The sequence below is a fragment of the Psychrobacter aquimaris genome, assembly GCF_016107525.1.
Lineage (GTDB): Bacteria > Pseudomonadota > Gammaproteobacteria > Pseudomonadales > Moraxellaceae > Psychrobacter > Psychrobacter aquimaris.
Map to the genome: position 1 here is coordinate 51,070 of NZ_JABASR010000011.1, position 24,554 is coordinate 75,623.

12 protein-coding genes are annotated in these 24,554 nt (G+C 43.9%); 4 read left to right on the forward strand and 8 right to left on the reverse strand.

Going from position 1 to position 24,554, the window contains the following annotated elements; genetic code table 11:
- Positions 1-29 precede the first annotated feature (29 nt).
- Positions 30-3,164, reverse strand: coding sequence for an LPS assembly protein LptD (gene lptD / locus JFC10_RS10725; protein WP_198332806.1), 3,135 nt, complete (start codon positions 3,162-3,164; stop codon positions 30-32).
- 388 nt (positions 3,165-3,552) lie between these two features.
- Here lptD and JFC10_RS10730 point away from each other — a divergent pair, with 388 nt between their 5' ends.
- Positions 3,553-4,665 (forward strand): aminoglycoside phosphotransferase family protein, encoded by a 1,113-nt coding sequence (locus tag JFC10_RS10730; RefSeq protein ID WP_227685818.1) that lies wholly within the window; start codon positions 3,553-3,555, stop codon positions 4,663-4,665.
- Between the two features lie 115 nt (positions 4,666-4,780).
- Entirely contained in the window at positions 4,781-5,524 is a 744-nt protein-coding gene (gene murU / locus JFC10_RS10735) for an N-acetylmuramate alpha-1-phosphate uridylyltransferase MurU (RefSeq protein WP_227685819.1), read from the forward strand.
- A 120-nt stretch (positions 5,525-5,644) separates the two neighbouring features.
- On the opposite strand, the gene JFC10_RS15125 is transcribed toward murU, so the two are convergent.
- From JFC10_RS15125 to JFC10_RS10765, 7 genes are all read right to left on the reverse strand, one after another.
- Complete coding sequence (locus tag JFC10_RS15125) at positions 5,645-5,761, reverse strand: DUF2474 domain-containing protein (RefSeq protein ID WP_406947309.1); 117 nt, start codon at positions 5,759-5,761, stop codon at positions 5,645-5,647.
- Positions 5,762-5,851: 90 nt separating this feature from the next.
- Positions 5,852-6,868: a cytochrome d ubiquinol oxidase subunit II gene (gene cydB, locus JFC10_RS10740; protein ID WP_193012993.1), complete on the reverse strand. Its 1,017-nt coding sequence runs from the start codon at positions 6,866-6,868 to the stop codon at positions 5,852-5,854.
- Entirely contained in the window at positions 6,868-8,349 is a 1,482-nt protein-coding gene (locus tag JFC10_RS10745) for a cytochrome ubiquinol oxidase subunit I (RefSeq protein ID WP_193013043.1), read from the reverse strand. The genes cydB and JFC10_RS10745 overlap by 1 nt, the downstream gene beginning before the upstream one ends.
- A 517-nt stretch (positions 8,350-8,866) precedes the next feature.
- A complete protein-coding gene (locus tag JFC10_RS10750; protein ID WP_198332808.1) occupies positions 8,867-11,332 on the reverse strand; it encodes an esterase/lipase family protein in 2,466 nt (821 codons plus the stop codon).
- A 317-nt stretch (positions 11,333-11,649) separates the two neighbouring features.
- Positions 11,650-12,795, reverse strand: a complete 1,146-nt coding sequence (locus JFC10_RS10755; RefSeq protein ID WP_198332809.1) for a hypothetical protein — start codon at positions 12,793-12,795, stop codon at positions 11,650-11,652.
- 263 nt (positions 12,796-13,058) lie between these two features.
- Positions 13,059-13,697 (reverse strand): 2-polyprenyl-3-methyl-6-methoxy-1,4-benzoquinone monooxygenase, encoded by a 639-nt coding sequence (gene coq7, locus JFC10_RS10760; RefSeq protein WP_198332855.1) that lies wholly within the window; start codon positions 13,695-13,697, stop codon positions 13,059-13,061.
- Positions 13,698-13,919: 222 nt separating this feature from the next.
- On the reverse strand, positions 13,920-15,251 hold the full coding sequence (locus tag JFC10_RS10765) for an MFS transporter (RefSeq protein ID WP_198332810.1): 1,332 nt from the start codon (positions 15,249-15,251) through the stop codon (positions 13,920-13,922).
- A 483-nt stretch (positions 15,252-15,734) separates the two neighbouring features.
- Here JFC10_RS10765 and JFC10_RS10770 point away from each other — a divergent pair, with 483 nt between their 5' ends.
- Together JFC10_RS10770 and JFC10_RS10775 are read left to right on the forward strand one after the other, a co-directional pair.
- Entirely contained in the window at positions 15,735-19,286 is a 3,552-nt protein-coding gene (locus tag JFC10_RS10770) for a BamA/TamA family outer membrane protein (protein WP_198332811.1), read from the forward strand.
- Positions 19,287-19,557: 271 nt separating this feature from the next.
- Positions 19,558-24,552 (forward strand): translocation/assembly module TamB domain-containing protein, encoded by a 4,995-nt coding sequence (locus JFC10_RS10775; protein ID WP_198332812.1) that lies wholly within the window; start codon positions 19,558-19,560, stop codon positions 24,550-24,552.
- The last annotated feature ends 2 nt before the right edge of the window (positions 24,553-24,554 follow it).

The following is a 24,554-nucleotide window of genomic DNA, read 5'->3' on the forward strand; positions in this document are numbered from 1 at the left end:
ATAGTACAAATATTTATACAAGAACGGTCTTAGTCTTTCCAAGCAGTTTGGACAGGTTCAAAGCCCAAGATTTTATCAGAGAGTAAGCGGGTCAGGCGGCTGCTACCACTACCAAGACCATTCAATCTAATCTCTGCCATTATGGCTTGCGTTGGTTTGTCTTTGACATTTAAGTCATTATAGTAACGACGACCATAAACTGCAAAACCAAAGCAGCAATCTTCGTAATCAACGCCGACCAACGAATCCAGGACTTTATCACGATTGTAATCGTATTGACCTTGAGCCAAGATTCGCCAGCTGTTATTGATAGGAAAGACCGCCGATGCAGTAAAAGCAGAGAGCGGCAGCTGATCGGTGTTTTCATCACGTTGGCGTTTGACATAGCCCACATTGAACAAGCTGTTGTCAGACGGCTGATAACGTAATTCAGTCGTAATATAATTTAAATCGTAGTCGTTGGTCAGTGCTCCGCTGACATCAACCCAAAAATTGTTATAAGGTTGAGTGCTAGTATCCCATACCATGCCTGATGATGATGAAGTAAATACCGGCTGCTGATCATCAAGCGTTACACGTCCATCATCTAAATAGAACTGCTCTGCAATGCTACCATCAAAACGTGTCACACCCGTTGCATCGATGTAACGATAATTAATGCCAGGAGTGATAGAGTGCAAATCTTGCAAGCGATCATGTCCTAAAAACCAGCTATCTGAAAATAGCTGCTCATAGTTAATAGAGGCGATACGAGTATTGAAGTTGGGAATATCATTTTGGTTTTTGTACGGTGAGTAGGTGTATTTCAATCGCGGGCTTAGCAAGCGATATCCACCCATGGTATCGTCGAATGCGCCAAAAGGCGAGCCTGCTTGGTAGAAATGCAGACCTGCATCAATACTGGCTTGCGGTACAAATACCGACTGGCTACCGTCTTTCTCACTCAGCTGATTGTCAGCTAAGCTATCCTCATCATAAGAGGTATAGAGATGTTGCAAGCTTAGTTTGGGCTTGATATACCCCCAAGATTTTTCCATTGGATAAACGGCACTGAGTTTATTATAAATTCGCCCGCCACTTTTTTCATTCTCAGAGCCATCGTCGATGGATTTTTTGAAGTAAGCAGAATCGCTCACACCAGTGATATCGAAGTTTTTTGCCCACGGCAGTCGATAATCGAGTTTGAGCTGCGGCAATCTTGAATAAGGCTTATCTTTGTCTTCTAAGGGTTTACCATTACTGGTAAAAGCGTCTAAAGTTTGAAAGGTTTCTACCTTCAATTCACCATCAACATAGTCATTATAGTAATTGACACGCGCACGGCGTGGTAAGTTTATGGTGCTGCCTGATAGACCCAGCGTATCAAAATCATTGAGGTAGTCTGAATCTGACACATAACTGTATTTTGCATCACCGCTTAAGCGTGGAATACTCTTAGATGACCAATAATGATCATAAAAGAAGCTAGAGCGGTTTTCGTCATTATATTCTTTGTCATTAGGCAAATATGAACCATTAAAAATACCTTCGCCATAACTTTCGGTCAGATAGCGAAACTCGCCTGACACCATAGGATTGCGATCGGTATAAATGTGGGTATTCAGCGTAGCATCATAATTGGGTGCCAAATTGAAATAGTAGGGCACATCAATCTCAAGACCGCTTTCACTACTGATACTGGCATTCGGCAATAAAAAACCACTACTGCGACGATTATCAATCGGGAAGTTGAAATAAGGCAAATAGAACACAGGCACGTCAGCGATACGGAAAGTGGTATTATAGGCTTCGCCGCGACCCGTATCCGTATCTAAATCAATGCTTTTGGCATCAAACTGCCATTTGCGATTGGTTGGTGGACAGGTACTGAACATGACATCATCTAGCTCATATTGATTGTCATTCGGTCTGTTCAAGCGCTTGGCATAACCATGAGCTTGCAGTTCTACACTGGCAAAAGCCACATCATTGGCTGTTGACTGTCCAGTTTCAGTATTATAATTTAAGCTATCAGCGACCCCAATAAGACCACCTTTTGATGCTTTTTCAGTGAAATTGGCTTGGGCGTTATTCGATGAGCGGTTTAGTGCGTTGCTACGTGGCACTTGTTGGCCTGTCGCTTGGTCAGTAAACATGACTTTGCCTTGAGCGGCGGCAATGCCATTGCTCAAATCTAACAAGACTTTTTCTGCTTCTATCTGCTGGGTACCCTGATTGATGATGACATTGCCCGACAGCTCTGCATAGTCGACATTGTCGTAATAACCATAATCTGATTCTGAAAACAGCGGCGCTTGATTATTCGGGAGACCATTTAAGTTTGGCGCAGGCTGACCATTGGTTGCTCTTGCCTCATTGACAGCACGTTGATAGTTGGGGTTGCTCTTTGGATAAACCCATTGACCTTCGCAGCGTTGGGCGCTATCTACGGCATTCGGTAATAACTGTAGGTTTCTACCCACTTTGGGAATGGTTTGCGGGGTAGGTGTTAGCCCGTTTTGAATGACATCTTGGTTAGCGTTATCACTATTGTTTAACGTTGAGGCGTCTGTATCGGGGGTCAGCTCATAAAACTCTGCTAAACGCAGCAGACTATCTTGGATACTTTCATCACTCACATCAACTTTACTAGTTTTCTGTGCGGCTTTAGGTACAGTGGTTTCAGCAAGCAGGGCAGTGCTATTGTTCTGAGTGGTAGCAATCGTATCTGCTGCTGGTACAAAACCTTTATCATCACTCTCGTTAATGGCGGTAATTTCTAGAGGACGGTTGTCTAAGGAGATTTCATTAATAGCACTCTCATTAGAGATGCTGTCGTTGAAGGTGCTTTCATTAAAGGCGCTTTCATTAAAAGTATTGTCAAAACTACTGTCTGAAGTATTGTTATCAGTAGCAGTCTGTTGATACGTATTACGCTGAAAGTCAGTCTTTTGACTATTGCTATTTTGATAGCGGATATCATTATAGTCACTATCTTTTTGGACACTACTGCGATTGGCATCAGGTGTAACGTCAGAGATATAACGGGTGCTACTGTCAGTGATTAGCGACTCAGTTTGCTGTGTGTCAGCATTGCTGGGCGCAGCACTAACACTTAGGCTGGACAAGCCTAAGGCACCAAATAAGATCAAACGGATGCTTTGGTAAAGCGGAGAATATAACAAGGGCACACCTATGATTGCAGAGCCTATTGGATTGCGATACTGAATTTATTAACCATATTATTAATCATGTATGTCGATTAATAAACGACTAAAAAATCACTGATTGATAATGCTATCTTAAGAATTTGGCTGTTTTACATATAATGACGACTAATCATAGTCAAAAAAAACCAAATCAGCTACACTATTTACCAAAATTCATAATATAGCCAAGCTGTTTTTTGAATGGTTGCTTGCGGTTATGCTCAGCGCTAGATGTCGAATGATATCCCAATACGCCTGCTACCGCAGTTTTTTTGGCTCAAGACATCGCTATTTTAACAAGGTTTTGCCTGACTTATCACTACTTTAATTGTTTACGACTTATATTTAACCTGTGATGCCCATTATGACTGATAAAATAATTTTAGAGCCTAATATGATCGATAACAAACTCAATAGCCGTCTACAACAATTAGAGAGCTGGTTGCAGCAAGTATTTGCTGGTCAAGCGTTTAAACTCGATAGTCTACCCGGTGACGCGAGTGCTCGCCAATACCATAGAATCCAGCTATCAAACAGTAATGACACGCATGTTGCACATTATATTGTCATGGACTCAGCGGACGAACAAGACGCCATGCGCCAGTTTATCAATGTGACTAAACTGATGGCACCGGCGATCAATGTGCCGACGCTCATCGCGCAAGATGTGACGAAAGGCTTTTTGGTATTGCAGGACTTTGGTGCGGTAGAGTTCGCCCATCTGCTCCTTGATGCGACGCCTGCTCAGATAGATGAGCATTATCAGTTGGCAATGCAGACGTTGGTCGCGCTACAGACTGTCCCAGTTAAAACAGCAAAGTCGCAACATCAATTGCCAGATTATGATACCGCGTTATTAGATCGTGAGATGGATTTATTTAGCGATTGGTTCATACCTTATATCGGTGTCGAGCTTGATAAAGCGATATGGGATACTTTAAAAGAAGCCTTAATAAAAGAGGTTTTGCAGCAGCCACAAGTCATCGTCCATCGTGATTATCACAGTCGCAACCTAATGCAAGACCAAGCGGATCGCTCGCGCTTAGGTGTGATTGACTTTCAAGATGCCGTCATCGGCTCTTATACCTATGACTTGGTGTCATTGCTGCGAGATGCTTATGTAGAATGGCCAGAGAGCCAAGTCTCTGCATGGATTAATGATTTTTGGCAGTTGCAAAAGCAGGCGGGCTTGACCACTGCAGATAGCATAGAGCAGCTCGAAAACGATATGAATGTCATGGGCGTTCAGCGACATCTAAAAGTGTTGGGGATTTTTATTCGCTTGTCTGAGCGAGATGGCAAAGACCGCTATTTGGCGGATATTCCTAAGGTGATGCGTGATTTAATGTTTGAATTAGAATGGTTAGAGGCGCATGGCAGTCAGCATATGCAACAAGCAGTAGCACCGTTTAATGAGAGTCTCAGAGATAATATACTGCCAGCTTATCAAAGTAAGTTCGTACAGCAATATATTTAGAACGAACCACTTGCAAGTTTCATTTGACGCGAATTCTCATCTGATAAATTGCGTTAAAATATCAGCAATTTTTAATCTGAATGTAGAATCCAATAAAATAAAAAAAGGAGCGCACATGGCTGAGATTAACCGAGCAATGATTACCCAAGCAATGATTTTGGCTGCTGGTAAGGGCACGCGTCTGCGTCCGTTAACACTTGATACGCCCAAGCCTCTGGTGGAGGTGGGTGGGCAACCGCTTATCGTCTGGCACATTAAAGCGCTACAAGCGGCTGGTATCACTGATATCACGATTAATGCGTCATGGCTGGCTGATAAGCTGATGGATATACTGGGTGATGGCAGGCAATATGGCGTCAAATTGCATTGGTCAGTAGAGGGTGATGAGCCTCTAGAGACCGCAGGCGGTATTTTTCAAGCGTTACAAACTGGCAAGCTACGCGATGAGCCATTTATTTTAGTGAACTCAGATGTATGGACGACCTATGATTTTGCGCAGTTGCAAGATTATGAGCTGAGTGCTGATCAGCGCGCACATCTGTTATTGATTGATAATCCACAGCATAATAACGGCGGTGATTTTGCCATCAATAATAGTTTAGCCAGTGAACAGCCGATTGATGGTGCAGACAAGTATACCTTTGCTGGCATTAGTGTGATGTCACCACGATTGGTCGATGGGTTGGTTTCAGGTCAGCCAGCAGCGTTGGCGCCATTGCTCAAGCAAGCGATGATAAAGTTTCAAATTACGGCTGAAGTCATTTCTGATAATTGGATAGATGTGGGCACGCCTGAACGCTTAGCACAGGTAAACGAGTTTATCGAAAGCAATGGTGTCGATAACCATCAAGGCGCTTAGATTAAGATGCTTAGTTCTCATTAACCTTCTATAAGCATTCTTATAAAAAAAGCAGCGTCGATTAATCGGCGCTGCTTTTTTACGTTGTATAGCAATGGGTAAGTGGGCAATAAATAGCGGCTAAACACCCATAGCCAGCTTAATTAATTGAGCAATCGTAAAAATAATAGCAAACCCTGCTATATATAGCCCAATGAACCATGCCCATTGTGACTGTTTCTTACTGAGCTTTTTCATGCTCGCCTCCTACGTGTTAATGCGCTTAGCTAAAAAGTATGGCCACTGCTAATATTTGCAGTACCACACTTTTATATCCTTTATTTACCCTTAGTACATATGCTCATGACCCGTTTTACCCTTAAAGGTATAATAGGCAAAAGCGGTATAACTCAGGATAATCGGTAGCATTATGACGGCACCAACTAACATAAAGGATAGTGAGGTGTCAGCTGCGGCTGCTTCATAAATCGTCATCTGATAGGGTACGATGTATGGGAATATGGCAAAGCAAACCCCGATATAACCCATCAAAAACAGCGCCACAGTTAACAAGAAAGGACGATATTCGCGCTCACCACTTAAGTCTTTACGCATCAAGAAAAATAATAGTACAACAATGATTGGCATAGGCGCTAGATATAGTAGACCTGGGAAGCCAAACCAGCCTTCGAGGGCATTGATGTCTGAAAAATACATAAACGCTGTGACAACGATCATTGCCACTATCAAAGCAGAAAGCATCCAGCCAGAAACTTTGCGTGCCCAGACTTGTAGGGTATGTTCAGTTTTGATAATGAGCCATGTGGAACCAAGCAAGGCATAACCAATAATCATGGCAAAGCCGCAGACGATAGAGAAAGGTGTTAACCAATCAAATGGCCCACCAGTATATAAACGGTTGCTTGCCTCAAGACCTTGTACGAGCGCCCCAAGCATAATGCCTTGTGAGAATGTGGCAACGACTGAACCTACAAAAAAGAACGTATCCCAGACATGACGACGTGACGATGCTTTGAAACGGAACTCAAATGCCACACCGCGCATGATAAGACCAAACAACATCGCTGTTACTGGTAAATAAAGACCCGTCATGATAATGCCATAAGCCACTGGAAAAGCAGCGAACAATCCACCGCCGCCCAGTACTAGCCAAGTCTCGTTACCATCCCAAAACGGGGCAATAGAGTTCATAATGCGGCTACGGTTTTTATCTGAGCCAGCAAAGGGAAACAAAATCCCGCAGCCCAAATCAAAGCCATCAAGCAGTACATAGATAAAGACGGATAGAGCGATAAGTCCGCCCCAAATTAAAGGTAAATCTAATACATCACCGTAGTTAAACATTAGCGTAACCCTCCATCATCGGCATCGTTTGCAGGAGCATCTATATCTTCTTCAGTACTCTCAGCAGGATTGCTATCGCCACTGAGCGCACGACCTTGGCTTTCGGTCACTGAGTGCTCATAGAAGTTATCTTCAGCAGGATCTTCGTACGGTTTTGGCCCTTGAGCAATCAAGCGTAGAATATAAAAACTGCCTGCACCGAAGACAAATATATAGAGGACAATAAAACCAATCAACGTGGTTGCCACTTGCTGTGCTGCGAGCGGTGACATGCTTTCAGCGGTGCGTATCACACCATATACGGTCCATGGTTGACGTCCTGTCTCGGTCACAAACCAGCCCGATAGTAATGCGATAAAGCCAAGCGGCGTCATCATCATCCAAGCACGGTGAAACCAGACGCTCTCAGGATTGTACTGTTGTTTTTTAAAGTATTTATAGAGACTAAATAAGCCGACTAGTACCATTAACATGCCAATACCAACCATAATACGAAATGCCCAAAATACGATAATGACAGGCGGTTGGTCTTCAGGAGCCCAGTTTTTCAGACCTTTCACTTCTCCATCTAGCGAATGGGTTAGGATCAACCCAGATACATAAGGGATGCTAACTTCATATTTATTGGTCTGGTTTTTTTGGTCAGGAATAGCGAATAAGCGTAATGCTGCGCCGCGCTCGTCCTCCCAAATACCTTCCATCGCTGCGACTTTCGCTGGCTGATGCTCCAATGTATTTAGGCCATGCTCATCGCCAATCAACACCTGAGCTGGTGCTATAAATATCGCCATAATCATGGCCATACCTAGCATGACGCGGCCATGTTGACGGTGCTCGATGTGTTTTTTAGACTGAATATAATAAGCACCAACCCCACCGATGACAAAGGCAGTCGTCAGGAATGCCGCTGTGATCATATGAGCATAGCGGTAAGGGAATGAAGGATTAAAAATAATCTCAAGCCAATTGGTAGGATATAACAGTCCATCAGCGCCCATCATAAAGCCTTGCGGGGTATGCATAAAACTGTTAGCTGACAAAATCCAAAATCCTGAAATCAGCGTGCCAATGGCGACAATGGCGGTTGAGGCAAAGTGCATACGTTTGCTCACGCGGCCCCAACCAAATAGCATGATACCTAAAAAGGACGCTTCTAAGAAAAACGCGGTCAATACTTCGTAGGCGAGTAGTGGTCCCAAGACGTTACCGGCTTTGTCAGAAAAAACTGCCCAATTGGTACCGAATTGGTAGGACATTACCACACCGGACACCACACCCATACCAAACACCACGGCAAATATTTTAACCCAGTGCTTATAAACTTCCGCATAGATAGGCTCGCCAGTTTTGAGCCAACGGAACTCAAGTACCGTCAGCCAGCTGGCCAGCCCAATAGAAAAGGCAGGAAACACGATATGGAACGAGACAACAAAAGCGAATTGGATGCGCGCGAGTGTCAGCGCATCGAGCTGGTCGATCATAAACGTAGCGAACATAAACGGTCACCCTTATTTGTTAGCTGAATAGCGCTGGCTTCCATAAAACGCTTAAGTGACTGCCCATAACTGTCTATAGATCAAGGTAAAAGTATTACGGGCAATGGCTCAGTGTCGATTAGCGAGCAACCTTAGGGATAAAGTGCGGCTAAGCTAACGACTGTTTAGCTGAATTAAGTAATTTATATCCCTATAAATTAATACATTACTGTTATGTGCTGTCAATATATTATGCGCTTCCCTCGATATACACGCAAGCTGAGCAACAAGTCTGGCGCATACCTAATAGTCATTAAAATCCGCTTAGATAAACCTTGAAAGATCGAATCAATCGCCCGAAAAAACAAGGTGTTATCCAGTTTTCCTTAATAACAGTAGGGTCTTATTTAGATGCTGAGATAGGTACAAATATCCAACACAGTACAAAGTTATAAAGTTACCTATTTGAATTTTAACTTTGCAGCGCAAAGGCGAGCGCAGTGCTATATGACAAAAGTGGTCATCATTCCTGCAATTGCTTATGTAAGATTCGTCGTAAGGTCAAAATAGTTTGCGGGTTGGTTTGAATGCTATGACCACCGTTGATAATCGTCTCAGAGGCAGCGCCATCAAGATGAGCACTGGTATAAGGCACGATGCCATCTGATAGGCGCTCAGTCAGCGCTTGGCTGATATCTTCATCGACAGTGACGGCAGCAACCAGCGGTTGGGCAGGTAACGTCGAATTATCAGAAGAACTACTTGTACTGACTATTTCATCTTCGGTATCTTCTACTGCTTGCGACAAGTCAATCTTTGCACCAGCTGGCTGCATTTGCGCCAGTCCTTTAGTGATATCGGCATCATTATTGGCAATGATAGAGTGATAGGTAATGCGATCATTGATAGCGATGTCTTTAGTCAACTGTATAAAAGAGGATTTGTCGCTTAGCTGACTTGCGCCATTTTGTAAATATAAAGCACCCAAAGGGTTTTGTGCCAAATCACCTTGCGTGGCAATGGTTGCTAAGTTGTCCGTGACAGTCTTTACCAAACCGACTGGCAAATAGACAATACGGCGCAGTGCCCGAGTGAACCAACGATCTGCATAGTCAGTTCCACGAAAAGGTGCTGATAAAAAGACAGCCGTATCTACTTGTGGCAAGGATTTTAGCTCAAAACGTTCTTTTAGCTGATCTTCACCAAAGGATGCTTTAAGCGCGTCACGAATTTTACGTTTTTCACTCCCAGACAGCACATTTTGCTCATCTAGTCTATCTAAATCATCGACCAAGTTTTCATCAGATAGCATCATGCGGGCGATAATGGCACCCATGCTATGGCTGATAATCACGCTGTTTTTGCTGGCACGATTTTGTCCTTTAGGGTCAGTCTGCTCGTAGGTGCTATTGATTAACTGTTGTATTTGATAACGGTTTTCTAAAATGGGCAAATTGGTTGGATAAAATATTTGCCAAACTTGATAGTTATCACGTAGCTTGTCATCATTGAGAATATCGTTGGTCAGATTGACCCAAGTGGCAGGGCTTGAGGCCAAACCATGCAGCATAATCAGGACGCGCTTATTGGGATCATAAGGCTCAAGCATGAATAATTTGGGTAGTCTTGCCTCTGGCTGGCGAGTGATTAAATTTAGATAACCAACGCCATCTAGCTGATTCTCTGACAGCCATAAGCCATAACCAGCAGAAAAGTTAGCTGCCAGTGGATAGTCATTATTAAGAATGTTAACGCTTTCATTTTGGTATGGGTTGTATAAATGAATATCGAGCTTACGACTGCTTAGTACATCCAGCACGCTATCGCCACTTGGTTGAATCAGTCCCGTTAATAGCAGGTGGCCAGTAGGATAGATACGCGAACTTGGCTTGCTGCTATCTTCGTCTTGTTCGTTGGCCAATCGACCTGATAATGAGGACACCAACAATTGGCGAATCGTGGTGGTATAACGGTCATCCAGTGAAGCCACCAAGCTAATGCCTAAGCCTGGACGTTTACTGATTGAGTTAAGCCCAGAGAGGCGTAATTCGTAAGTGGACACTAAGTCTGCTAGTGCAGAGGTTTGCTTATGTGCATTTTGTAGATAATTGTTTTCATTGGGCAAATAAATACCAAGATCATAATCATCGACTTGTATTTTCATGACTTTGACTTGGTCAGTCGGTTTGCCTTTTAGTGGTGAATAATTGGCAATCGCTGCTTGGCTACTATTAGTAAGATTGCTAACGGATGTGGGTAGATAATCGACTTTGGTGCCACCCATCAATTTATCTGAATCGTTGGTAGATCTATAAAGCTGAGTAATGACATCATTACTGGCAGCGTTATAGATGTCTTGGGTCTGAATGTCGGTATCATTTGGGATACGGCTCTGTGTAGGAGAGCGGTTTTTCTCTTGATCAGCACCGTCAAAGTCATGTACCAAACTGTCATAAAATAAATAGGTATAACTGGTTTTGATAGCATCGAACAACCGCTCTTGATAACCCGTTAGACAACGATTGATGTTTTCCTGCTGGGCTTTAGCTTCTGCATCTTCTAAAGGCGCATTGGCATAATAAGGATCAAGTGGTGGGCGAGACAGCGCATTGCGGCAGTCTTGAGAGTCAGAAAGCAGGCGCGCTTTTGCGTAATGTAGCTCTGCAAAAATAGCCAGCGCAGGACGATAGTGCTCATTCAAAATGCTGTCAGTAAGCTGGGTTAGGCATAAATCAAACTGCTGCATACAGGCTTGCTCATTGAGCCCTGCCGATAGGAGCGCTGATGCCGTATCACTGCTTAATTTTTTGCTGGTGACGATATTACCGCGCTGCGCAGTAATGGTCTTCGCTGACGCTTGCTTATTCACGGATACCGTACTACACGCAGGTAATAATGCTACTGTGGCTATCAAGACAACTGAAGTAATCGACAGTGGGGTTTTCTTAGCATGCGTCACCATATTTTTGATAGGGCTAGCGAAAGTCATAGGTCATTCCAGTTAGTCATAAAAGCATGGTTTAGTCAGTAATTGACAAGAAGAAGTGTAGCGTAACTTTTTGTATTACACTATGCTATTTAGATTTCAAGCATGTTATTTAAATTCCGATAATCGTATATGGTGCTCATTTAAGCAAAGCAAAAAGTAAGTATGTTTAATAAGCATAGTTAAATAGACTTTCGGTAGACACAAAAAAGCCTCTTTGTTTTATATTGAAATAATTTCGATATAAAACAAAGAGGCTTAGTCGAATACATGTAAATTATAGAGGAATCATGGTATTTGATGAATTCACTTAATGAGGTCTAAGCACCAGGTTTAACATTGATGTCAGGTGCAGGTATATCCCAAATGTAGAATTTACCCTCTTCGATAAGTTTAATTTGCTGGCGAATGATGTCATTGTTCGGATTTTTTCCTTCAAGACGACGTAAGCGCTCTAGCGCATTATCGCGGCGATCACTTAACAAGTCTGACTGTGCCAAGCTTTGCTCTGCTTCGGTGTAGCCGAGAGATACTGCGCGGTCTAGGTATTTTTGACCTTCTTTGAAGCCGCCACCCTCTGATAACATCATGCCATATAAGAAGTTGGCTTCGCCGCTATCAGGTTTAAGCTTAATGGCACGGTCAACATATTTTCCACCACGGATAGTGTAGTCTGAACCCAAATCTAAGTTACGTCCCATGCCATTAAGTTTAGCAGCACGAATTAATACGTCATAAGAAGCATTTGGTGACTCAGCATAAGGCTGTATCCATTCAGTCAATACTTTGATCTTTTCACGTGTGTAATGACGCTGTGAGCGGTTAGGGAAGTTTGGTGGGTAATGACGGGCATTAGGTGAGACATCTTCGATGAAGTCATCAAGCAAGCTCACGTCTAGCTGATCGTTGTTATTACCGTTTTGCTGAGGAATCAACACGGTTGGTACAAAGCTCACATCAGACAATTGCACTTGTGGCGTTGGGATATTGGTAAGCTGGCCGCTACGCAGGTCGATGCCAGTAGTGGTCAATGGACCAGGCTCATAGACTCGAGTGGTGCCAGTGAATTCGGGTATTTTTGGTGCTGGTATAACATCTTGTGGTTGCAACGTACTCATCGGCGCACGATTCTGTTGAGCGTTATTTTGTAGAGGCGCACTTGATTGAGCGCTACTTTGTTGAGGATTGGCTGTTAGCGCCGCAGTCGGTGAAGTTGATGGAGTACCTGCTTGTGCCGTACTAGCCGCATTCGGTTGAGCAAGGCGAATGACACGTTTGCTAGAATCCATAGCGCTAGGCACTGATGTGGCAGTCGCAGCATTACTTTCTGTCGCATTGGTTTCTGCGGCATTGACAGGGGCTGATAATAGCATGGCGCATGCTGTGGCCAGTGCTGTCAGAGTTGCCAGCTTAGGCGACTTGGTAGACGAACTGGTAGAGAGAGTCGATTGGTTGGTGGCTTTCATAAAAATCGTTACCTTAATTTATTTAGTTGTTATTTAGCAATTGAATGGTTATTAGCTCATGTCTTTGCGGCAAAATCATACAAATTTTTAATACCCTAGCAAATTAAACTGAACGCTATCAGTAGTAGGATTGTTAATAGTAACGCGATAACGTATGTGCCATGCCCGCGATAGCGGTGTAAATAAGAGCAATATCAATAATAAAGCGCACTGTAATTACCTTCACCACCCACCATTACAAAACCTGTCATTAAAAATGCCAATTACAAGTGATAGGCTGTGGCTTTCATGCGATTGGCCATCCAGCGCATAGTATGACGTACAGGCGATGATAACGCTGCGCCGCCACTTGCTAATGCCAGCTCACGATGATGCAACTCTTCAATATCCATTTGCGCCAGTATTTCTTTTGAGCGATTATCGTGCTCTGGCAACTGCTTGATATGATCTTGCAAATGCTCGCTGACTTGGGCTTCCGTCTCTGCGACGAACCCCAAGCTAAATTCATTAGAGATGGCACCCGCGACTGCACCAAGACCAAATGACATGCCATACCATAATGGCGTAAAGACACTGGCATGACTGCCAAGCTCGTCTAATCGCGTCTCACACCAGACGAGATGATCGACCTCTTCTTCGGCTGATTGCTGCATGGCTTGCTTGACGCCATTGTCTTTGGCCGCAAATGCTTGACCATGATACAGACCTTGCGCGCATACCTCACCAGTATGATTGATACGCATCAACCCTGCGACATGTCGCGCCTCAGTGATAGTAAGTTCAGGAATCTCGTCACTGCTGACTGGTAGTGGACGAGTGCTAGGGTTTGAATGTGGTACGACAGCTCGTAATGCCTTATCAACCCCAAGTAACAATTGGTCGACTTTGGATAAGGGACGCAGGGCCATAATTCACTCCTGATGGCTTAAATACAATCAAAAAATTAAAATTATCTGTTCTTCTAAAATAATGGTAGTGATTAATTCATAGACATTACTATAGCAAACAATCCAAATTATCAGCACCAATATTATTAGTTTGATAACACACTGATTGCTATGACAGCACTAATAATAGCTTTAAAAGCAGCTTTAAGAATAGCTCTATATTCTATCCAATCTTACTTATGGAACCACTTCATCATGCGTTTGGATGACCGCATTTTTGATATGTTTATTGAGTTTACTGTATAAAAAGGCACCAAAAACAATATTTATCAGTCCTGTCACCAAAAATAGCTGCGGTAAAGTGAATCCCAAAGCGTTCAAGATAACGATAGAGAAAATCGCTGAGGTGACCATGAATATCGCATTAAAGATATTGTTGGCACCAACGATGCGTGCACGGTGGCTCTTGGGCGCATAGGCTTGCATAGAGGCATACAAGGGTACGATATATAAACCGCCGCTGAAGCCCAAAAAGAATAAATCAGCAAACACTCGCCAGCTGCCACTCACCGCAAATAATTCACTGATGCCGAACAGCGTCGCATTATTGATGTTGATATTGAGACCTGACAGTGAAAAATACAAATCAATCGCAAAAATACTTAAGCCAGCAATACCAAAGGGCAAAAGACGTAAGCTGACTTGGTTCTTGGTTAGTGATTTGCATAACAACGAGCCAATCGACACACCAACAGAAAACAAGGTTAATAGGAAAATAACCACTGATTCATCACCATGTAAGATGACCTTGCTGAATTCTGGCGTTTGAGTCAAGAACGTCGCGCCATAAAACCAAAACCAGCTATTACCAAGGATGACAAAGAATAAAAAAGGCAATGAATATAAGTAGCGCACCGTCGCCACACTAGTGGTCACAATGTTCCAGTTGATTTTTAGGTTTGGCTGCATCGCTGGCATGTGGGGTATAAATCGTGCGACAAAATAACCCAATACAGCTATGACTAATACTGTCACACTTATCCAATATAGCGGCTGCGCTATCTGGGTTAAGACACCCGCGATAATCATACCGAGTAAGATAGCTAACGACGTCCCCATTTGAAACAGACCATTAGCACCAACCAACTCATCTTCTTTCATCGCTTGTGGTAAGTAAGCATATTTAATAGGCCCGAAAAAAGTAGATTGGGTGCCCATGAGAAACAACGCGACAAATAATAACGCATACCACTCAAATACAAATCCTACTGCCGCAATCACCATAATCACGAATTCAAGCAACTTAATCAATCGCGTGAGTTTTGATTTTTCGAATTTATCCGCGATTTGCCCCGCCAGTGCTGAAAACAAAAAATAAGGCAAAATAAACAGCATCGCGGCCAAGTTGTTCAAAATACTGACTTCCATGCCCAATTGACTCGCAGCGGTGTAAGTCAAAACCAGTATGAGCGCTTGCTTAAAAATATTGTCATTAAACGCACCCAAAAACTGGGTAAGAAACATGGCGCTAAAACGGCGGTGCTTAAATAATTGAAACTGATTGGCCATGAAAATTCCTACAGATGGGTCGCGGTTGCTAGATCAAAGAAAAGCGCTGAATACCGCTTTTAAAGTGAAAGTGATTGTCGATATAATTATTAATTGTCGATTTAATTACTAACAGTATCAAAAACTTATCGAAATATAGCATAGGTTTTATCAATATTAAGCCGTATAATAGCAAGGCTTTGATAAAAATACATGCGGTCGACGCTATGATTTCATAATTATCTAAGTTATGATTTGTAAATTTTGCATGGTTATGTTGTAAAGTGTGAATGAGGGCAAGGGCTTGCTACTATTAAAGTCTGTCCATATTTTGATAAAAATGTGGTGCTAACCTGACACCAACGTTTGCGTTATAAACGGTCATTATTCAAAGCAAGACAGTAAATCATAATTCAGCCAACTGCTATAATTTTATTCACCGGTAAGACTAGACGATTGTTATCGTTCATAATATTGTGCCGCGTGAGGTGATAGGAAATACACATGAAACAGCAGCCTTCAACGCGCACGCGGAATGTATCAATGATGCAGCATAATATGGTCAATGTTCGAAAAGATATTAAAACTCGTGATCTTCAGAGTTCCCACATGCAAAGTCACCTTAGTCAAAAAATATTTCGTGCAACAACTAACGGCAATGCGCCGCGTATTCATTTTACGCGCTCAGCACTTTTCACTGCGTTGGCGACCAGCTTAGTGGGTTTTGGCATGGCACCTGCTGCGTTGGCTGATAGCACAAATAGTGTCAATTCTCCTAACCAACCTACTAGCAATCAAGTAGCTGTTGATCAATCAAACACTCAATCAACGAACACGCAATCGACCACACTGTCAGATGATGATACTCAGCTCGATATCGCTTTGGATGCATTGCGCCTAAAAAAGGCAGTAGATCAGGGTGTTATCGATCAGTCAGTATTGGATGACTACAGTGAACAAAGCCTAGGTATTAAGAAGCCTGATGCTCAAGGTAAAAGCGCTAAAAAATCAGCTGCTCAGTCTCAAGGCTTGGCTAATTCTCAGGCAAATGCCATGGATGATATGGCTGACGCAAATAATGCTCAGCTCGATCTTTCCAATAGTGCCAACGATGACTTGTTGCAACAAGCCGCAGCGATACAGCAGCAGGGTTATCAGATGATGACGCCCGAGGAGATTGATCGCGAGCTGGCTGCGATGGACATGCAGAATGCCCAAGATATTGATGACATCAATAATAGTACTGACGTTAATAGCAGTAACGTTAATGATATCAGCAATAACGATAGCGATTTTGACGCGCCAATTGCTACATTAGATGATACAACCACGCCTATTGGTTTAGATGTGGATTTGGATGCGACCAATCTACCAACGCCTAACAACCTTGAGACATTAGGTAGGAATGAGAGCGCTGCTGAACGCGCAGAAACGGCTGAAGTTATGTCGCGTCCGATCAATGTTAGCGACTCTGTCAGTAGTGGACGCATGGATGGAACCAGCACCTCCAATAATGAGATTGTCGCCAATGCCAGTGATGATACCAATGAAGACGGTACGACATCAGATATTCTCAACCCTGATGACTACTTGCCAGATTATCAAGTGGACTCTCAGGGCGTAAATCAGAGTATTGAGGAAGCTAGTAAGCCAAAGCCAATGGCTCGTAATAAAGGCAGTATCGTGAAACGCCTTTATAATCGCTTATTCAATACAGGCGTGATCGCATTACCGCGTATAGATACCACGATTTATGTGCGGCAAGCAGCCGCTGATGGTGCCGTCAGTGGTAAGCCTAAGCTCATCAAGGCGGATAATGATGTTCAGCCCATGAAAAACATCAAGGCCGCCCTTGATGATACGACGATTCAGTCAGTCGCCGATTTTACAGCTGCCTTGCCGCGCCTACGCCAAACGGCATTAGAGGCCGCCCAAGCAGTGGGTTACTATGATATTACGTTGCGCCTACGCCAGCCCAATGCTGATAAGGTCGACGTTATTATCGAAGAGCTGGGCGAGCCGGTACGTGTAGACAGCCGTATTGTTGAGGTTCGCGGCGAGGGCGGTGAGCAGCCAGAATTCATAGCACTTGAAAAAGACTTACCACCACAAGTAGGTGATATCTTCAATCACCGTGTTTATAAAGATAGCAAGGCGGCCCTTGAGTCGCTGAGTAATACTTATGGCTATTTTGATCAGTATTGGTTAAACAAATCCGTTGATATTATCTTGCCAGATAATACAGCAGATGTGTCGCTGGTCTATAACACTGGTGATCGTTATAAGTTTGATGATGTTGTATTTTTTACATACGATGAAGAAACCAATACCTTAACCCAAGATCCTGACAAACTACCTGTTGAGTTGTCACTATTACAACAGCTATTCGATTTTAAGCCCGGTGACCCTTTTTATCGTCCAGCGGTGACCAAGTTTAGCAACGATTTATCAGCGACTCGTTACTTTAACACGGTCAACGTTGAGTCAATATTGCCGCCAGATGAACGCAGTGAAGCCAGTACTTTGGCTTTTGATAACACACCTACCAATAGTAGTGGCACGCTAGACGGTGATATTAATAGTGATGGCGCTTCAGACTTGATGGGTAATAATGGCGCTGAAAGTTCAGTCGCTTCTAATAGCAGCCGTGTTAATAAAGATGATAGCGTTGATGACAGTGATGAAAATAACGCAAAGAGTGAGAACAATACGACTGCTAACAGTGGTGAAACAGTCAATCCCGCCGACATTGCCGCGATTGAGTTTGAAGCTGATGAAGCAACACTTGATAAACTACAAGCCATCAAACAAAAAGCAGAGCGTTTGACCCTCTTACCAAATGATCGTGTATTGGATGAAAAAGACCAAGAAGCGGACAATATTTTGGGTAAAATAAGCGATGGCATCAGTAATATTGCTCAAAAAATATTCCCTGATGAAAAAAGCTTAATCGCTGATGAAAACTTTGTACCGCCAACGCTGGCTGGTCGTAAGACACCGCAACAAGTGGCAGAGAGTAAAAGAGTGCCATTATATGTTTTTGTCTCTTCAAATAAGCCACGCGATGCCCAAGTAGGTCTTGGTTATGGTACAGATACGGGCGTGCGAGCGACAGCAAAAATAGACTATAACTTGCTGAATCGTAAAGGTTATCAAGCGGGTGCGGAGACCGAAGTTTCCAGAATTAGTAAGAACGTCGCTGTTTATGCCAGTAGACCTTGGAAACACCCACTTAACGATAAGTTAGATGCGCGCCTTACCTATGAAGAAGAGGTCATCGACCAAGGTGAAGGTAACTTCGACCTATCTACTACCACATTAAAAGCGGCATTGGCGCGTAATATCCGCCGTGACAGCGGCTGGAATCGCAGCTATTCTGTGAACTACCGTTTGGATGAACTGGAGACTGGGGTCGATGAGACAGAGTTGGACGATCTGCCTATCCGCTTTACTTCTTCTAAGCCTAAGCAGCAAGCGCTGTTATTTGGTTATGGTATGAACAAAACTGACGTAGACAGTGCGACCAATCCGACTCGCGGTATGCGTCAATATTACTCGCTTGAAGCAGGGGCTGATAAAGCCCTTAGTGACACTAATTTGGCAATCATTCGCGCGGGTGTCAGCGGTATTTATAGCTTTGGTGATGACCAAAAGCATCAAGTACTGGGCAGTTTGAATACGGGCTACATCTGGGCAGATGATTTTTATGATGTGCCTTATAAATTGCGTTTCTTTGCGGGTGGTGATCAAAGTATTCGTGGTTATGACTATGAGAGCTTGTCACCGCTCGACAAGGGCTATTTGACTGGTGGGCAAGTGCTCGCGGTTGGTAGTGCAGAGTATAACTATGAATTTAAACCAGGATTCCGCGGGGCATTCTTCACTGACGTGGGTAATGCTTACGACAAAAACTTCGAGACTGAGACAAAGGTCGGTGTCGGTGTTGGTATCCGCTGGGCATCGCCAGTCGGTGTGGTACGAGTTGATGTAGCGGCTGGTGTGACAGAAGAAAGTATACCAGTTAGACTGCATTTCTTTATTGGCTCGCCTTTATAGCCGTGTCATCCAGTAGTGATATCATTTAGGGCGTATTGACCATTCATAAATAGTTTCAGTTAGTAAAATAAATGAATGCTTGACATGCTCTATTAGCATCATCCGTCGTATTTATACCATTTCCAACCAGCAGATGAACATGCAAAACTTGTGTAAGTGCGATCTCTAATAAACTTAGCAAGTTTGATAAAATTCATTGTCTGTTTTGGGTTTGGTATCATTATTTATCGTGCCGATTGCCGGTGACCATTCTTTAACGTAGTTGAGTGTCATGCTGACAAAAAATACCCCGCCTAATAACGCACCAGATGAAGATCCAGCACAGCGCGACGCTCGTGCCGTCAGACGTTGGTATCCGCTGTCATTTTTACTCAAATTACTGGTGCTTATTTTAATTGTGCTGGCCATCATGTTTGCTGTGTTTTTTTACGCAATGGGCACAGAGTCGGGTACGAAGTTTATATTAGAGAAAGTCAGTGCTGAGACGGGCATTGATTTTAAATATGGTCGCGGTAATTTACGTGATGGTATCTGGGTCACTGATATCGATATCAAGGCGACTGAAGACCTTGAAGTATTGGTTGATAAAGCCTACGTCAAGATAGGCTGGCGTGCCATATTTGCCAAAGAAGTGCATCTGCGTGATGCAGACATACAAACCATTGAGATTATCAATAACAAGCCACCAACGGGTGAGCCGTTCGATTATAAAACGTTACAGCTACCAGTGAACTTACGCTTTGACCATGCCAAAATAAAAAAGATTACTTATAAACAAGTGACCAAAGAGCCCATCGTTGTTCATGATATTGTTGCCCGTGATTTGACATGGGTTGGTAGCATGGTGACGGTCGGTCGCGGCGATTTACAGTATGCTGATATCGTCAAAATTAGTGCCTTACAAGGTGAAATTGACCTACAAGGCGACTATCCGCTAGATTTAAGCGCGATTGCAGAAGTCAGTGCGCTAGAAAAAGCCTACGTTGACCCATTGAATATCACAGCAACAGGTACGCTAAAACGTACGGTCGGTACAGTTCGTAGTCGCTACAATGACAGCGATGTAAGCGGTGATTTCATTGTGCAAGGATTGGATCAGGATTCGCCTTTTCAGGCAAAATTGCAGTGGGATGATATTTTGATTCCTTATGCTGAAAGCCAAAATATTCGTTTAAAAAGTGGTACTGCTACCGCCACAGGAGTTATCTCTGAGATACGTCTGCGTATCAATACTGAGCTGACGGCTAAAGACATTCCATCTGGTCACTATCAAGGTCGCGCAGTCATTGCGAACAGCCAGTTGCGCATTGATCGCTTAGATGCTCAGGTGCCAGCTGGAAACTTGATTCTGCAAGGTATTTTAGATTGGAAAGACAGTTTTGATGCAAAAGTGCGAGCGACAGGTAGCAATTTTGATATTCGCCGTGCTATTCCTGATGACTATGCTGATTTTAAAGCATACGCACCGCAAAAGTTGAATGGGCGATTGTCGCTACATTATCAGCAGAAAAATAGCGCTGGTAATATAGAGATTGATGCGGACTTGCGTCAACGTGATGGCGAGCATGTGAACGCCAATATTGCTCAGGGCAAAACGTCAGTGAAGTCGACACAGGTAGCGCCTTGGTATATCGATGCTAGATGGCAAAACTTAATCCGCCGCGATGTGCCTAATATCGGTAATATTGATAGCCCGCGCGGACAGGCGGATGTCATCATTCGTGGTTCACGGTTATCAGTGGATGCCAATGCGGTTATTAATGAATTGAATGCCGCTCCTAAAGGCAACTATGACGTGCGCGTGCGCAAAGCTGGGGATGTCATCGACATCAATCGCTTGAACTATAAAGGAGTAGTGGGCGACTTATCAGGTACTGGGCAGATTCAATTGGCAAATAAAAAGCGTCCGTTGACATGGCAGATAGATGCGCGTACCAATGGATTATTACCCAAACAGTATCGCAGTGATTTGCCGCTTGAGCGTTTAACCGGTAGTGTCAGTGCTCGCGGTCGTTTATTGACTATTACCAAAGGTGGCGTTAGTGGTCAGCGTCATATTATTAATTTAAACAATACTGATTTGCAGGCACAACTTGATGCCACTCAAGATGGCCGTAATATTGGCATAACAGGCGCTGGTGATGCCAAAGTCGATATCGTTGGTGGCGAGCTATCTATGTTCGATGCGCGCTTCAATGGGCAAGTCGATACTGCGGATGTACCAAAGGGGAGCTTGTCTATCGATGCGGCTGGTACGCCAAAGCTTATCAGTATTCGTAAGCTCAATTACAACGGTGAGGCTGGCGCAGTGAATGCCAAGGGTGTCATCGATTTGCGTAAAAATATCGGTTGGACCATAGATGGTCGCTTCGACAAGTTTAATTTGGGTTATTTTTTACCCAATAATCCAGCGATTATTACTGGTGATTTGAAAACCAGCGGTGAGTGGCAAGCGGCGCCCAAAAACAATGCCAATACCGCAGGCAAACTGCAACGTTTTGCGGTGAATTTCGATGGGGTGCTAGATGCTGAGCAACTGCCAGCGGGCAAGCTAACCATTGATGCCAGTGGCGATGACCAGCTGATTCGTATCAAGCGTTTCCGTCATGTGGGCGCGGCAGGCAGTATTGATGCCAAAGGGACGGTTGATGTGCGTCAGGGCATTGCTTGGGATATTGATGCAGTGATGGATCGTTTTAATATGGGTTATTTTCTCAAAGATACCCCAAGCCTCATCACCGGCATTATCGATACGGATGGACGCTGGAGTGACTCGCAGCAAATCATTAATATCAAAAAAGTTAACTTAAGAGGAATGCTAAAAGGTCAACTGCTTAGTGCCAAAGGCAGCTTAGCGGCGAAGATGCGTCTACCAAAGGATTTGACAAGCTATTTTAAGCGCCTTCAAACGCAAGATGCACAGGCGCAATATAAGCAAGTAAACGCCTTGATAGACAGCTTAAATGCGGACAATTTAGTGCTACGTTGGGGTGATAATTACGTCACTGCTGATGGCAATGCTAAGCAATTACAAACCAAAATTAATATCACTAGTTTGGATCAGCTGTCAGATAAATTGGCTGGCAAAGTCACTGGCGGTGCGACCTTATCGCAGCCAGCAGGACAAGCGCTGCCAACTATTTATATCGATTTGGTTGGTGAACGCATTGCGCTGCCAGGCTTTATTTTACGCCAAGGTCGCGTGCGCGGTAAGCTAGTCAATTTGGCAAACAGCCCAAGTCAACTTATTATCACCGCTGAAGGCTTAGATGCAGCTGGACAGAGTTTTAAAAGCGTTAAAGCAACCTTTAATGGTACTGAGCAGGCGCATGTGGTCAACCTTGACGTTGCCAATGAGCAGCTGACGATTGGCGCAAGGCTTAAAGGTGGCTTCAATCGGGATAAACTGAGCTGGTCTGGCGTCATCGGTAAGGGTCGTGTTCAATCCAAGTATGCGACTTTAAATCAGTTACAGCCCGCGCAGTTGATTGTTAATTTACCTAACAATCAAAATGGCAATAATAATGATTTAAAAGTACAGTTGGCAGCGCACTGCTGGCAAGCCACGGATCAAACTGGCAAGCTGTGCTTACGCGAAAACTTAATCGCGTCACCTGATAAGGGTGAGGTGAATATCGCCTTGCAAAACCTAGATACGTCATTATTCTCCGTCTTTTTACCCAAAGATATCGACTGGCACGGCAAAATTAATGGTAAGGCTATTGTTGGCTGGCAACGTGGTCGTCCACCGACGATTAATACAACACTGTATTCGGACAACGGCAAAATCGGTTTGATTCAAGATGGTGATAGTTTACCTGTCACTCTGCCTTATAAACGGGTCTCACTGATTGCTTTGTCTGTCCCTGAGGGTATCAAACTACGTACCGATATCAATACTGGTGGCGGTGCTCGTGGCTATGCTGAAGTGGTCGTTGATCCTTATAAGACGCCTAAGCCAATTTCGGGCGCTTTGGTATTGAATGAGCTCAATCTTGCGATATTTAAGCCTTTCTTCCCAGGCATGCGAGTGCTAGAAGGTAATGTCACGATGGCAGGAGGCTTGGGCGGTACGTTAGATAAACCGCAATTCTATGGCGACGTAAAACTTGTTAATGGTCGTATTGCGATGCTTGATTTGCCCGTTAATTTAACCAAGGTAAACACTGAGGCCAAAATTCGCGGCACTCAAGCGACTATTGACGGAACATTTAGCAGTGGTACTGGCAAAGGGACTGTGACTGGTACGGTTAATTGGCAGCAAAAACTCCAAGCCAAGCTTAGCGTCATCGGTGAGCGTTTGGTGATTACTCAGCCACCATTGTTAGTGGCAGAAATTAATCCTGATATTGATATCATCGTGCGTCCAGGCGACCGTTATGTCGATATTAAGGGGGCGGTCAGCGTACCGTCAGCGACCATTCGTCCACCAGAAGCCAGCGAAGATATTATTACCCAAACCGAGGATGCGGTGGTTCTTGATCGTCGTCTCATTGGCAATATCGATGAAGTATTGGCAATATCGAAACCTTGGTCAATCAATGCGGATATCGGTGTCGACTTGGGTGACGATATCAACTTCCGGGGTTTTGGTGCAGTGATTCCTTTAGCAGGTGCGATTAATATCAGTCAAACTGGCACGGGTATCATGCGTGCGAAAGGTGTAGTACAAGTATCACGTCGTACCAACATCAACGCTTTTGGACAGAACTTAGAGCTTAACTACGGACAAGTGCGCTTCAATGGTGATGTGATGAAACCTAACCTCAGTATTGAGGCTGTTAAAACGATCAATGGCAAAACTGTAGGCGTGCGCGTCAAAGGTGATACAGAAAGCCCCAACATCATTGTCTTCAATAATGCAGGCTTGACCCAACAGCAAGCGATGAATGCTTTGGTGACAGGTCGAATTGACAATAAGGGCGCGACCCAAATTAGTGAGCAAGGATTTAAATCGCAGGTCACCAACAACCTAGCCGCTGCTGGATTAAATTTTGGACTGAGTGGCACGCGTAACTTAACCAATCAAATTGGTCAGATTTTTGGTTTTCAGAGTTTAACGGTCGATGCTTCAGGCAGTAGTGAAGACACTAACGTCAATGTGACTGGTTATGTAACACCTGACTTATATATACGCTACGGAGTAGGGGTGTTTAATGCTCAAAATAGCTTGTCTATTCGTTATCAGTTAACTCGACGTATTTATGTGGAGGCAACCTCAGCGGCAGAAAGCGCAGTGGATGTGGTTTACAGTTGGCAGTTCTAAAT